Genomic DNA, 13,764 nt, shown 5'->3' with positions numbered 1-13,764 from the left:
CAATTCAACCGCCCGGATCGAGAGGAGGAAGCTGTTGTTATGATCGGAGTGATTTCCCTGCTGCTGGTGATGTATATGCTGCTGTTTTTTACCCGGATTGCGACGATCATCCTGGTCTACACCGGAATTTCGGAGGATGTGGCCCGGTTTCAGTCCCGTTCCGCCGTGACCGGCTGCGGCTTCACGACCGGGGAGTCCGAACAGATCACCAGCCACATCGTGCGCCGCCGCGTGATCGGCAACCTGATGCTGATCGGCAACGTCGGAATCATCGCGTCGATCAGTTCGCTGCTGCTGAGCATGGTCACGGTGAGCCGGGACACCTACGGACTGGACCTGCTGCTGCGGTTCGGAATCCTCGGCGCGGGATTGCTGCTGTTGTGGTACGTGTCGAAGCGGCTCTGGTTCGAGCGGGCGGTGATCCGGATATTCGAGTTTTTCACCGGTTCGACGATGAAGCTGGCGGCTTTCCGGCAGAACACGTTGTGTCATCTGCCGGACAGCTACCGGATCAGCGAGCTTTATGTAACCGCCGACTCGCCGCTGGCGGGCAAACGGTACGAGGACGCGCTGCCGCTGCTCGGCAAGGTGAAGCTGCTCGGCATCCGCCGCTCGGTCACCGACTACGCCGGGGAACCGCAGGCCGCCGACGTGATCGGCGCCGGAAACTCCCTGATCCTCTACGGCAGCCAGCCCGAAATCAACGACCTGATCCAAAGAGGCGAGGTATCGCTGAGGAGGGGGACATGAATAAGATTATTCATATTCTGTTTCATTTGCGAAATTTAATGATTGCATTTCTGTTGCAGTTTTTGTATATAGTATGCGGAGTTGATCTCAGCGGCGATCATTTTTACAAAATAGGTTGGCCGTGGCTCTGGTATTACCGCCATATACCTTATTCTCCGCTGCATCTCCCATATGCGGAGATCCATTGGTTGAATTTGGCTGGTGTGTTGCTATTGGGCTGGCTGGTGCTGTCGCTGGCTGAATCATTACTGGAACGCATGAATATGCGATATCCGCGATGGCGACGATACTTTTCCGTTCTCTATCTTTTTATGGTGGGAGTACCGGCCATGACGGCATTGGTCTGCTGGGGGAGATATCTGTTCGGATTTTATGTTCCTCGACCAGTGCCGACTATTTATGTACTGTTGGTTCTGTTTTTGCTGTTATTGCTTGCTGTTTTCGCTGTTGGGGAAATATTATGGAAATTATGGGATAAAATCCGTTACGGCGACCGGGCGCTGCTGTGGGGCGGCTTCGCGCTGGTCGCGAGCTGTGTGCTGTGGAGCGGCAATTATGTGCTCGGCAAGCTGATGATGAGCCAGGCCGGGGTTTCGGCGGGCGAAATTTCATTCTGGCGGTTTGTCGCGGCCGGACTGATCATGTTCGCGATTGCATGTGCCACACGGAAAAAGAAGGTATTCGCGCTGACCCGCCGCGACGCCATCGAAGTCATCGGGCAGGGGATGCTCGGAATGTGTATGGTCGGATTGCTGATGTTTCAGAGCGAGAAGCTGACCAGCGCAATCAACGCTTCCATGCTGGATGCGTTGATTCCGGTCGCGATTCTGATCGGCTGTTTCCTGATCGGCCGGAAGCTGACGGTCGGACAGTGCGTCGGAATGGCGGTCAGCCTGTCGGGCTGTCTGCTGGTGATCCGGGTGGTCACGCCGGAGGGGATTCAGTTGACCCGCCTCGGGTTTGCGGACCTGATGATCGTCGCGGCGGCGGCCTGCTGGGCCGGATATGTGCTGTGGGGAAAAGGTACGCTCAAACGGGTGGATTCGCTGGTTTACACCACCTGGGCGATGATTGCCGGGGCGGCGGCCACGCTGGTTTTCAGCCTGCTGTTCCGCCAGCCGTTGAAGCCGCCGCTTGACCCGGAGGTGCTGGTTCTGCTTGCGGTCCTGGTCGCAGGGCCGACCATCGGCGCTTTCTGGCTCTGGAACATCGCGACCCGCGACGTGCCGCTGCCTTTATTGAACATCACGCAATACCTGATTCCGGTCTGTGCGATCCTGTTCGCGCACCTCCTGCTCGGCGAACCGCTCGGCGGCTGGCAGGTCGCGGGCATGTTCCTGATCGCCGGCGGCGTCGCGCTCGACCCCGCCGTGCTGGGCAGCCTGAAGCGGGCGGCCGCCCGTCTGAAAAAACGGCTCTGACGGCCTGTCCTTCCTGAAGCGTTTTCGGATCAGTTGCCGGTGAATTCGCCGGTGCTGAGGCTGCCGCCGAGGATCGGGTGGGACGGCACCTGCCTGACGATTTCGCATTCGGCTTCAATCGCAGGAAATTGACCGGCCTGATCAGTCGCGGTCAAGCGGTGTATTTTTCCCGGCGCGAATGTTTCCGGAGCGGTAAGCCGCAGTTTCAGCAGTTGCCGCGACATCGGCGGCACCCGGTAGGCGAGCTGTGTGCGGTCGGCTTGCCAGCCGTCGGGCGGCGTGACGGCAAGAGTGCCGGTCAATTCGCGCCCGAAAGGATTGGCGAGGGTGATGACGGCCTCCTGGGGCCGCCCGTTCGGGAAACAGTAGCGTTCGGAGCGGATCAGCCGCTTGGCGCTGCGGAAAGCGCTCTTGGTCTTATAAACATGAGCGACAGCTTCTCCGGCCAGGCGGGAACGCCCGTTGGCGAGGGCTTCCGCCGCGCTTTCGAGGAATCGTTCGCGGGCGGCCGCATCGCCGTCGCTGTCGTACATCGCGGCGAATTGCAGCTCCTTTTGAGCGCGTGAGGTTAACCGTTCCGTATCTGGCAGAATGCCGTCGTTGCCGGTCCGCCGGGTGATTTCACGCCATTGGGCCGCGAGCGCATCGCGCAGCGCTGCCCGGGTCGTGCCGGAGTTTACCGTATTTCCGGCGCGCCGGTCGAGCATGATCCGGGCGTTGACCAGCAGGTCCAGCGCCTTGCCGGTGGTGTAGAGCTGCTGGTCTGCCGCCTGGCGGCGCATCCGGCGGAGCGCCGCAATTTCATGGTCGAGCAATGTATCCCATGTGGTATCATCGGCGGTTTTCATCCGGTTTGCCACCGGCGGGAGCATTTCGCCGCCCCGCTCCGTGCCGTGGAAAGCAAGCCGTTCGGCGAGGGCGCGGCGGACCAGTGCATCGGGCGGCCTGATTGCAATCAGCGGGTTGTCGCGGGTCAGCAGCGGCAGGTCATGCCGGAAGCGGCGGCCGTAGATGTCTTCCAGCGAACTTCCCTCGGAAAGCAGGCGGTCAACCCGGACCGGTTCGGCGCTGTCGGTGCAGAGCACGGCTGCCGCCGTCCCGCCGTTGGCGAAGACGAAGACCCGGATGCCGTCCGTCGTGAAGAAGCCGAGCGGCAGCGCATCGCCGAGTGTACGGCACAGCGCCGCCTGGGCGACGAGGTAGAGGGTCGGCTTGCCGTCCAGCCGCAGCGGAGCCCACTTGTCGCCGGTATACAAGAACGTTTTGCCATTGCCTGCCGCCCGGTGTGCCGCCAGTGATTCCAGCAGTGCCGGAAAGGGCTTTCCTTCGACGGCGGTTTCAGTGGACCAGAGGTCATAGTCGCGGCCGTATGCCCACAGGTTGCGGCGGAGCTGTTCCAGCCGGGGATAGCTCATGATGCCGTAACTGTGGTAGCTGAGCAGGTCGGTGTAGCGCAGGAAACCGAGGTCGAACAGGTCACGGCCGAAATTCCGGTAAGCATAGGGATTTTCCGTCGCCTCCGGCTTCACATCGGTGGCATAGACCAGCGCCTCCGGGTCAACCTGTTTGAGCGTTTCGTAGGAGGATCGGAAAAGCGCGGCGGCTTCCCCGGCGGTGCCGTGCGGGCCGCGCAGTCGGTAATAACTCCACGCTTCGTTCCAGACCTCGTGGGCACGGAAGGGGGAGGCCTGTTTGATTTTTTCAGCCATCGGCGTCAGGTAGAGCCGTCGCCAGGCGTCCAGGTCGGCGGGCGGGTAGTAGGAGTAGAGCCAGTCGAGGTCGCCTGTCACCGGTTCACCCGGCAGGATGGTGGAGTACTGTCTGGGGGCGCCCAGGTAGACGGAACATTCCCGGAGCTGGTTCCGCCGCACGAATTCCAGCCGCTCTTCGTAATCGCTCCAGTCGGTTTTTCCGGCGGAACTGAGGTAGAAGTTCCAGCGTCCGTAAACATCGTGGTTGCGCCACCACCAGATGCCGGCGTGATGGGCGAAAGCCGGGTCGGAACTGTGGTAATGGGCGCCGAAAGGCGAACTGCTGCGGTAGACCGACGGTGCAGGAGCGAAATAGACCGCCGGCACCGGCGTATCCAGCAGATTGATTTCATAGCTGTAGCTGCCGTATTCGTCAGGGAGAGGCAGGGGCACTGCGGCACGCTGCCTGACCACGCAAGCCTGACGCCGGGTTTTGAGCACTTTGCCGTGTTCGTCGAGCAGGCGGATGCTGACCGGCAGCTGGATGGTTTTCTCCGGTTCACAGTGATCCAGCAGCAGTTCGGGCCGGCGGCCGGGCAGCAGAAGGCCGCCGTGGAACGCAGCGGACAGCGTGACCGCCACCGGTTGTTCCATCCGGTCGGCGGTGAATTCGTAAAGCCGCACCATGTTGTCGGGAATCTGCCGGCGGAAGAGAATCCGCAGTGTTTCGGTGCGGATCGTCGGAAAAACGGCTCGCACCACCCGCTCCCGGTTGCCGCGCACTTCCCGTACGGTTTTCCATTCGTTATTGAATTTCGCCTGTACATCGAAATCTGTCGCCAGATGGCCGTCAGTCCAGAAGTGAAGGGCGATCCGGTTGACTTCGCGGGGGGCGGAAAATTCGGCTGCGAGCCAATGTTCCCGGCCGTCGGCGGTACTGACCCAGCGGCTTGTTTTATCGTTGAAATTGCCGTCGCCGGCCTTGGATGGCACATGGACGGTGAAAAAGCTGTCGGCAGTGAGCCGGGTGCCCGGTTCGCGGATCAGGTTGGTCGATGTGCCCGCGCCGGAGCTCAGGGCGGCCGCAAGAAAAGCGGTAAGGAAGAATGGTCGGTTCATGGCATATATCCTCAGTTGGCATCCTGCGGTTTCCAGAAATTCAAATAGGCGGCGCGGCAGTTGCGCGCCGCGACATGGCAATCGAAAAACAGGATATTCATACTTTCCGCATGGCGTATCGGATCGCCGCGGCGATACCTGGCCGATTCGAACTGAAAGCTGAAGTTGCCGTTGCCGGGATTGGCCGAATCGACGCCGATATAATTGTCATCGGAATCGGCGACGTGACCCCGCTGCGATGCGTATCGTATCTCCTGAAGCTTGATGAAACGGAACGGCGACACGTCGGAACGGACGGAAACGTTTTTGGCGTCGCCGTCCTGTAATGGCCGCAAGCTGCTGCCGTAGCCGGTTTTGTTGGGATCTTTGCCGTCTGTTCCGACGACGAAGGCGGGGCAGTGGAAGACACCCCGTTGCTGTGTGATTTCTGCATTGCTCGGCAGCATGTTTTTCCAGCCGCGGCCGGAATAGCCGCAGTAGGGGCCGAGCAGGTTGAGCCAGGAGTAGGAGTTTGCATAGCCGTTGCCGGCATCCACCCAGGCATTGATCGGCAGATAATCCGCATAATCCCCGCAGTAGAAGTTGACGCCCTGGCCGATCTGCTTCAGGTTGCCGATGCATTTGACGGCTCTGGCCCGGTCGCGGGCCTGATTCAGGGCGGGCAGCAGCATTGCCGCCAGAATCGCGATAATTGCTATTACTACGAGCAGCTCAATAAGGGTAAAATCGCGTTTCTTCCGGAACTGGGTGGGATTCGCGGCCATTGAGTCGCAGGTGCCGCCGCAGCGGCGGGGGGAAACAATGCATTCATTCATGGGTTGAACCTCCTTAATCCAACTTGGGAAACAGAATTGTATTTCTGTAACATTATTATGACGGAAGAATGGGAGAAATGCAACTTTTTTTCCGGCTTTATTGTGAGACAAAATGCACCAGAACTTGATCTGCCGCTGTTCGCCGGTTATATTTGCGCAGTGAGAAATCCGGCGGAGGGAGACGTTAATGAAGAAAGTGACGGTGCGGATGGTGGGGAAGGCGGCCGGGGTGTCGCATTCCACGGTGTCCCGGGTGTTGAACAGCGACCCGCGGGTTCATCCCGTAACCCGGGACCGGGTGCTGGCGGCAGCCCGTGAAATGGGATACCTCATCGAATGCGGCAATGGCCGCCGTACGGTGGCGCTGATTCTCGGCAGCAACCGGATTGCCGGTTACATCAGCAGTGCTCTGGCGGCGATGCTGAGTGAATTGCGCGAATGCGGTTACCGGGCCGAACTGGTCAACGCCGCGGATATCGAACTTCTGGGGAGCCGGGCTGTGACCGGCGCGATCGCAATCGCACTGGATGACCGGCTCAACGAACGGTGGAGTGAATTGCCGAATCTGCCGCTGGTGCGGCTGAATGCCGCGAGCAGCCACCGGGACAACATTTACAGCGTGAATTCCGACGGTCTGTCCGGCATGAAGCTGGCGGTCGATTTTCTGATCGGTCATGGACACCGGCGGATTGCCTTTCTGAGCGAGTAGCGGTTCGATCGGGAGCTGGTGCTGCCGTCGGGGTGCTACCGGGGGTTCTGTACGGCGATGCGGGCGGCAGGGGTCGTCGAACCGGAGGCGTTCTGCTATTTTTCCGATCGTCCCAGGCCGGTCGGCCGGGCATGGCGCGACACCGGAATCACCGCCGGCATCTGCGTCGGGGAACTGCACGGCGCGGTGGCGGCGCGGCAACTGTACGAGGAAGGAATCCGGATCCCGGAGGAGTTTTCGCTGCTGTCGCTGGAGCATCCGTCGGTTTCGGAGAATCTGATTCCGCCTCACACTACTCTGTCGCAGGATTTTCCTGAACTGGCGCGCCGGGCGGTGGCGTTGCTCGACAACCTGATCGGGCACAGGGCGGCGACCGATATCATGGTGCCGTACCGGCTGGTCGTGCGCCGCAGTGTGCGTCGCCTGGGACAATAGGCTTGCCGGAGGCGGGGAAATGGAGGACGGATTCCTTTGAAGCCGTATACGCCTGTATCCGGTATTTTTTTATCGAAAAATCGCGGCGGACGGCGTGAAAAATTCCGTTTCCGGTGTATATTATACGGAAATTCAGACTTAATACCCGAGTCCTATAGCAACCAAACCTCAAGGAGAACCAACATGAGTTGTCCGTATCAGTGCTCGCATGAAGTTGAGCAGATGTGCCGCGTCGCCAAAGGCGCCAAGCATGGTCCGGCCCCGATTCCGGAAGAAGGCAAGTGGGTGAAGTCCACCCAGATCACCGATGTCTCCGGCCTGACCCACGGCGTGGGCTGGTGCGCTCCGCAGCAGGGCGCCTGCAAGCTGACCTTGAACGTCAAGGACGGCGTGATCCAGGAAGCCCTCGTCGAAACCCTCGGCTGCTCCGGCATGACCCACTCGGCCGCGATGGCCGCCGAAATCCTTCCCGGCAAGACCATCCTTGAGGCGCTGAATTCCGACCTCGTCTGCGATGCGATCAACGTCGCGATGCGCGAACTCTTCAAGCAGATCGTCTACGGCCGCACCCAGACCGCGTTCTCCGAGGGCGGGCTGCCGATCGGTGCCGGTCTCGAAGACCTCGGCAAGGGCCTGCGTTCGCAGGTCGGCACCATGTTCTCGACCCTTGAAAAGGGCCCCCGTTACCTCGAAATGGCCGAGGGCTATGTGCTCGAAATCGGTCTCGACGAGAACAGCGAGATCATCGGTTACAAGTTCGTCCACCTCGGCAAGATGATGGAAGCGATCCGCAAGGGCGTCGAACCCGCGGAAGCCTTCAAGGCCAATGTCAAGAGCTACGGCCGTTTCGACGAAGCCGTCAAAAAGATCGACCCGCGCAAGGAATAAGGAGTTCACATCATGAGCGTGCAATTTGAAGGATATGAACGCCGGATCGCGAAAATCGAAAAGGCGCTGAAAGAGTACGGCATCGAATCGCTCGAAGCCGCCCGCGACCTCTGCCTCTCCAAGGGCGTGAACGTCGAGGAAATCGTAAAGGGCGTCCAGCCCATCGCGTTTGAAAACGCCGTCTGGGCCTACACCCTCGGCGCGGCCATCGCGTTCAAGAAGGGTTCCAAAGACGCCGCCGAAGCGGCGGAAAACATCGGCATCGGCCTGCAGGCGTTCTGCATTCCGGGTTCTGTCGCCGATTCGCGTGAAGTCGGCCTCGGCCACGGCAACCTCGCCGCGATGCTGCTGCGCGAAGAGACCAAGTGCTTCTGCTTCCTCGCCGGCCACGAATCGTTCGCGGCCGCCGAAGGCGCGATCGGCATCGCCAAGACCGCCAACAAGGTCCGCAAGGAGCCGCTCCGCGTGATCCTGAACGGCCTCGGCAAGGACGCCGCGTACATCATCAGCCGCATCAACGGCTTCACCTATGTCGAAACCGAGTATGACTACTACACCGGCGACCTCAAGATCGTCTGCGAAAAGGCGTTCTCCAACGGCCCGAAGGCCGCGGTGAAGTGCTACGGCGCGGACGATGTTTCCGAAGGCGTCGCGGTGATGATCAAGGAAGGCGTCGACGTTTCCATCACCGGTAACTCGACCAACCCGACCCGTTTCCAGCATCCGGTCGCCGGCACCTACAAGAAGTGGGCGATCGAACACGGCCGCAAGTACTTCAGCGTCGCCTCCGGCGGCGGCACCGGCCGTACCCTGCACCCGGACAACATGGCTGCCGGCCCGGCCTCCTACGGCATGACCGACACCATGGGCCGTATGCACGGCGATGCGCAGTTCGCGGGTTCTTCGAGCGTTCCGGCCCACGTCGAAATGATGGGCCTGATCGGTATGGGCAACAACCCGATGGTCGGCGCTTCCGTCGCCGTCGCGGTCGCGGTCTCCCAGGCGAAGTAACCGCTCTGCGGTTCAAAAGGGGCTGTTGCAAAACCTCACATGGCTTTGCAACAGCCCCGACTGGATCAGTTTTCCGGCATTGCGGTGCTGATGCCGTACTCTTCGCAATAGCGGTGGTACAGATTGCCTGCCGCGCCGTAAACGGAGTTCGGGCTCATGAAATGGGAAAACTCGAAAGTGATCACTTTCCGGACTCCGGCGGCTTCCGCCGCTCGCAGCTTGAAACGCATTTTTTCCCATTTGATCGGCAGAAAACGGATCGGCATGTCGCGGTCGAAACTTTCGCAGTTGCTCCAGCATTCGATGCCGTACTTTTCCGCCAGCTGGCGGTTGACGGCCAGATAGTCGCTCAACTCGTGAAATTCGCAATGCCCGTCCTGAAACGCGACAGTGTCGACGCCGTCGCGGATCAGTGAAAACATTTCATCCCATTCTCGCTGATGGTCTTCGAGGGAAATGGATTGCTTCCGGTTCTCCTTGACGCCGTCGATCAGCGGAGAGATCAATACCGGCAGCCCGCCCGACACTTCCTTGCAGCATCTGCCGAGTTCCCGGTAGAGGGTCGCCACGCTTTTTCTGCCCCGGCTGATCTCCTGCGACAGATACCAGCCCGCAAACGATTTATGATGTCCGTAACGGAGCCAGGCTTCCTCCACTACCTGGAGATTGAGCTCCAGCTCCTTTTCCGGATGGTCCGAATGCCAGTGACACCAGGAGTCGTAAGTGCCGAAAAAGAATTTCATGCCCAGCTCGTCCGAAAGTTCGAGAAACATTTCAACCAGATCCGCCACAGGTCGGTAACAGTTCTGGCGCCGCATCAATATTTCCGAGGGATAGGTCAGCCACTGTTTGAGGCCGCACCGGATCATGATCACGGTGTCGATTCCGATGGAGCGCATATTCAGGAAATCCCGCCGCCACTCCCGCCGCCCCCAGTTCTGGTGCGGAATGTCATACGAGATTTCATCCAAGAAAGTTCCGGTTATTTTCATTATTTGAATCCTGTGATTGAGAGGAGAAGATCGCGATGGATCGAATTCTGCCGGATGCAGTTTTACTTTTTGCCGATTGAATCAGCGAGGCCGCTTACGCTGACGCCGGGGCCGGCTGCGAACTGTTTTTTCAGGAACGGCCCCGGGCTTTGGACAGTATTGCCGGAAAGTTTCAGGTTCCGGGTATGAATCGCCCAGATCAGGGCATCGCAGTCCAGGCCGCCGACAGGAGAGCTGAGGCTCCGGTCCGTCATCGGAGCGATGAACCGGTTGTTCCGGATCGTCACATCTTCCGCGGTGGAGAGGACGATATTCGGGCCGTCGTTGTATTCGAAGCGGTTGTTTTCGATCAGGATGTTCCGGTGTCCTTCGCCGTGTTTTCCGAGGGGCACGTAACGGCCCGCCCAGTTGTAGACATTCAGCGTACCGGTCCAGCTCAGGCAGTTGCCCCGGTTGCAGGCCCGGAAAACATTGTTGCGTACAGTCAGGTTTTCAGTGTAGGGGCCTTCGCTGAAACTGTAGAACTCCGGCATCACATCGACCGCCGCTCCGAGAATGTCTTCGAACAGGTTGTTTTCAATCACGCCGGAAGCCCGGATCAGGCAGCCGCGCCCCCGCTTGTTCTTGAACGTGCAGTTGCGGACGGCAAAGCCGTCGCCGTGCCGGGAAAGATTCGAAATGTAGTTTCCCGGCTGTACTGCCGGCGTATCCCGGTCGAAGGTCAGCCGGTAAACCGGGTGTGCGCCGGGGGCCGGATAGGCGATGCTGCGGTATTTGTATGCTTCCGCGGGTTCCTGATAGTCCGTAAGCTGTTCGATGGAGGTGATTCGGGCGCTTCCGGTCTTCATCAGGCCGAAATCGTAAAAGCCGATTTCGTCACCGTTGTATGCGACGAGATGCTGGGCGGCAATCACGATCGAATTGCCGGAACGTTCCAACACGAAATAAAGTCTGGAAGCGATGTTGACCGCATCGTCGTGCAGCCCTTCGAACAGGCAGTTTTCCAGTGTCGGCCCGTGTTTGACCCCCAGGCTCATGAAACCGTCGGCGGAACCGGAGAGCAGCGGGCGCTGTATCGCTCCTTCCGGGGCCGGGGCGTAAGTCACGGTATAATTGTAATAGTTGCCTCCCTCGCCGCCGAATTCCAGTACGGCCGCTCCTTTGGCGTTTTTGATCGTCACGCCGGTGAACTTCAGTTTTTCGCAGCCTTGAACGGCGACTTCGTGTCCTTCGTGGCGGCGCCAGACGATCATGTCGCCGGGGAAGACGGTATTCGGCCTGATTTCATTTTCGTTGATATGAAATCTTATCAGATTCGGCGAAACCGGTTCCGTCACTCCGTAAATCACCATTTTAAGGTTCTTTTTCATGCGGCGTTCCACCGGGTCGAAGACGTTGAGGACATTGGGCACATAGCCCGGGGCGATTTCGGTGGAGTACCCGTCGTGCGGTTTTACGTCGATCTGCCGGCAGTCGGCGGAAACCCTGACGATGCTGCCCTGCGCGAACGGCGGTATCCGATTGACGAGTGTTGCGTTGCGGAATGTAAGGTTGCGGCAGCCCTGAAAAGCAAGACCGGTTTTGAAATCGCTTTCAAAAATAAAGGTGGAGCCGGAGCAGTCGATTACGAAGTCGTTCAGGTTTCTGAAGATAAGATGGTCTGCGGCCTGGTCCGGCGCTTTGATGCGGTAGACGCCTTCCGGGATCACCGCTTTATCGGCGCCGCTTCGGGCTGCGTCTGAAACGAATTTCTGAATATCAAGGGCAAAAACTCCGGCGGCGGCCGCGACGGCCAGCAAAGAGAGTAATGTTTTCATCGAAGAAGTCCTCGGTTGTCAGTTGGCGGCGTTCAGCCCGGAATTGTACCAGTACTGGAGATTATAGGCGGATTGCTGCAGTTCTCTGCCGGATGCCAGCCCGGCATGGCCATCCGCGAACGCAACGGAGGAACGGCCGGAATGCGTTTCGGTAATGGCGGTCCCTTCAAACTGTTCATTGAAGCGGAATCCGAAATGGCTGAATCCGGGCCCCTCAAACGCCGATTGCGAATCGGCGAAAATGACGGTTTCCGTCGGGGCCCTCATTCGCTTGGCGTTGAGGACGCAGGGGCTGTAATTGTCGTTGATCAGATAATTTCCCAGTTTTTCGGCGCGCTCTCCGGTGGGGGCGCCGCTGATGTCCATGCCGTAGGTGCTGTTCGTATAGAAGCCGAGGATGTCTTCGAATTTCACGGCTCTGGCAACCGATACGGATTGAAGCGCGGATGGGCAAAGCAGAGTCGCCGGAGTCGTGTAAGCTCCCTCGAATCTGTCCGGATTCGGCTTGAATCCGGTCAGGATCATATTCCATTTTACCGGGAAACCCCACCCGTAGGCTTCGGACCTTACAAGGTAAATCCCGTCATAGTCATCGCCGTACTGTACTTGGGCCAGCATTGTCTGTTTTTTGTTGTTGACGCATGAGATTGCGCGGCTTTTCTCCCGTGCCTGATTCAGCGCCGGCAGCAGCATTCCCGCGAGAATTGCTATGATTGCTATCACAACGAGCAATTCTATAAGGGTGAAATGAGAAAAATTCCTGTTCATGAAAAACTCCATTTTTTACTCGGTTAAATGTATGCGGTCAATATTCAACTCGATTGATATACGGGGTGTTTTACTTCATGATTCCTCCTTCTTCCGGAAGCCGTTTTCCGGAAATCCGGTTTTGCCTGCCCAGGTTGTATTTCGTTTCCCTGTCGCTCTTTTCGCTTTTTAATTATACCATATTTCCCGTGCGGAAACAATGAAAATCGGGAGAAAGTCTTGCGATAAAATGCAAAAAATGAAAACTTTTGCAGAAAATTTTCCCATCGGTCCGCCGCCGGATATTGCAAAAGAGGCAAGACCGTGTATTGTACCGGAAGATCTGGATTTATCGATAGTTGCGGGAATTGATGATGGCATCCTCTCTGAAAGATATTGCCGGGATGACGGGATACTCCGTTTCCACGGTGTCGCGGGCTCTTTCCAATGCCGTAAACGTAAGGCCGACTGTTCGCCGGAAGATTGCGGCCGCTGCCCGGGAGCTGGGATATCGCACTTCTTCGTCGCGCATTTTCCTGATCTGCGAATCGCTGGTCCCTTCCATTTATTACGATCACGCGGTCGCTCCGCTGGCGCAGATTCTCCGGAGCGCCGGTTACACCCTTGAACTGACCGACAGGCATGGAGTGGAGCTGATTGAGGATCGCAGCGTTGCGGGCGTCATCTCCATGATGGTTTTTGACGGATTGGAACGCTACTGGGGAAAGCAGTATACCATTCCGCTGGTTTGCATCAATACAAGCGCTGCCCATTTTGACGGCATCTGTTCGGTGATGAACGATGATGGCGACGGAATCCGGAGGATGACGGAGTACCTGATCGGACTGGGACATCGTAAAATCGGCATTTTCGGCTGGTTTCTGTGGCCCGGCAGTTGCTCCGGAGCGAACCAGTATTATGAAACACGTTTGAATGTGTTTCAGCAGGTGATGAGAGCGCATGGTTTGCGCGATGATTTTATCGCCGCCCGTTCGGAGGGGGATGAACTGGCGGCGTTGATCAAACCGCTGCTGGATCAGGGAGTCACCGCGTTTATCGGGAACGGCGAGGATGCGGGGCTGGAGCTGCTTTACGCTTTGCGTGTGCTGGGCAGGCGCGTACCGGAGGAGGTTTCGGTCATGAGCTGGATGTCGCCGCAGTTCCGCTGTTTCGCCTGGCCGGTTCTCTCCGGCGTGATGCAGAATTTTTCCGAAATTGCCGCAAATGCGGCGAAACTTCTGCTTGACCAGATCGCCGGCGTAAGGGAGGTGCGGGATGTGATCATCCCGCCTCACTGGATCAGCGGAAATTCCGCGGCCGCTCCGGGAAAGAAGGCGGATACCGTTTCCTGAATACCGGATTTCCGTGG

The 13,764-nt window shown here is 58.6% G+C and carries 12 protein-coding genes; 7 read left to right on the top strand and 5 right to left on the bottom strand.

The features are described from left to right. Positions 1–39: 39 nt before the first annotated feature. Positions 40–750, top strand: coding sequence for a potassium transporter TrkA (locus C8D82_RS21115; protein WP_165832875.1), 711 nt, complete (start codon positions 40–42; stop codon positions 748–750). Positions 751–1,079: 329 nt separating this feature from the next. After that, entirely contained in the window at positions 1,080–2,171 is a 1,092-nt protein-coding gene (locus C8D82_RS06540; RefSeq protein ID WP_165832874.1) for a DMT family transporter, read from the top strand. Between the two features lie 29 nt (positions 2,172–2,200). Here the strand turns inward: C8D82_RS06540 and C8D82_RS06535 are convergent, their stop codons facing one another. Together C8D82_RS06535 and C8D82_RS06530 are read right to left on the bottom strand one after the other, a co-directional pair. Further along, the gene (locus C8D82_RS06535) at positions 2,201–4,981 is read right to left on the bottom strand and encodes a discoidin domain-containing protein (protein WP_116883473.1); all 2,781 of its coding nucleotides are present in this window, start codon (positions 4,979–4,981) and stop codon (positions 2,201–2,203) included. Positions 4,982–4,992: 11 nt separating this feature from the next. Continuing rightward, positions 4,993–5,796, bottom strand: a complete 804-nt coding sequence (locus C8D82_RS06530; RefSeq protein WP_116883472.1) for a prepilin-type N-terminal cleavage/methylation domain-containing protein — start codon at positions 5,794–5,796, stop codon at positions 4,993–4,995. A 187-nt stretch (positions 5,797–5,983) separates the two neighbouring features. Between C8D82_RS06530 and C8D82_RS06525 the strand changes: the two genes are divergently transcribed. From C8D82_RS06525 to C8D82_RS06510, 4 genes are all read left to right on the top strand, one after another. Next, positions 5,984–6,505, top strand: coding sequence for a LacI family DNA-binding transcriptional regulator (locus C8D82_RS06525; protein WP_116883471.1), 522 nt, complete (start codon positions 5,984–5,986; stop codon positions 6,503–6,505). An 18-nt stretch (positions 6,506–6,523) separates the two neighbouring features. Further along, the gene (locus C8D82_RS06520; protein WP_133245091.1) at positions 6,524–6,940 is read left to right on the top strand and encodes a substrate-binding domain-containing protein; all 417 of its coding nucleotides are present in this window, start codon (positions 6,524–6,526) and stop codon (positions 6,938–6,940) included. A 183-nt stretch (positions 6,941–7,123) separates the two neighbouring features. Then, positions 7,124–7,828, top strand: a complete 705-nt coding sequence (locus tag C8D82_RS06515; RefSeq protein WP_206212433.1) for an iron-sulfur cluster assembly scaffold protein — start codon at positions 7,124–7,126, stop codon at positions 7,826–7,828. Positions 7,829–7,840: 12 nt separating this feature from the next. Beyond that, positions 7,841–8,839 carry a GGGtGRT protein gene (locus C8D82_RS06510; RefSeq protein WP_116883469.1) on the top strand — a complete coding sequence of 333 codons (999 nt, stop codon included), beginning with the start codon at positions 7,841–7,843 and terminating at the stop codon, positions 8,837–8,839. Positions 8,840–8,904: 65 nt separating this feature from the next. Here the strand turns inward: C8D82_RS06510 and C8D82_RS06505 are convergent, their stop codons facing one another. The 3 genes from C8D82_RS06505 to C8D82_RS21110 all read right to left on the bottom strand — a co-directional run bounded on the left by C8D82_RS06505 (position 8,905) and on the right by C8D82_RS21110 (position 12,416). After that, positions 8,905–9,831, bottom strand: a complete 927-nt coding sequence (locus C8D82_RS06505) for a DUF4434 domain-containing protein (protein WP_116883468.1) — start codon at positions 9,829–9,831, stop codon at positions 8,905–8,907. 62 nt (positions 9,832–9,893) lie between these two features. Next, on the bottom strand, positions 9,894–11,648 hold the full coding sequence (locus C8D82_RS06500) for a right-handed parallel beta-helix repeat-containing protein (RefSeq protein ID WP_116883467.1): 1,755 nt from the start codon (positions 11,646–11,648) through the stop codon (positions 9,894–9,896). An 18-nt stretch (positions 11,649–11,666) separates the two neighbouring features. Beyond that, entirely contained in the window at positions 11,667–12,416 is a 750-nt protein-coding gene (locus C8D82_RS21110) for a type II secretion system protein (RefSeq protein WP_207776076.1), read from the bottom strand. Positions 12,417–12,766: 350 nt separating this feature from the next. Between C8D82_RS21110 and C8D82_RS06490 the strand changes: the two genes are divergently transcribed. Next, the gene (locus C8D82_RS06490; protein WP_116883466.1) at positions 12,767–13,747 is read left to right on the top strand and encodes a substrate-binding domain-containing protein; all 981 of its coding nucleotides are present in this window, start codon (positions 12,767–12,769) and stop codon (positions 13,745–13,747) included. The last annotated feature ends 17 nt before the right edge of the window (positions 13,748–13,764 follow it).

The organism is Victivallis vadensis (assembly GCF_003096415.1).
Taxonomy (GTDB): domain Bacteria; phylum Verrucomicrobiota; class Lentisphaeria; order Victivallales; family Victivallaceae; genus Victivallis; species Victivallis vadensis.
This window is presented reverse-complemented; position numbering and strand designations above follow the sequence as displayed.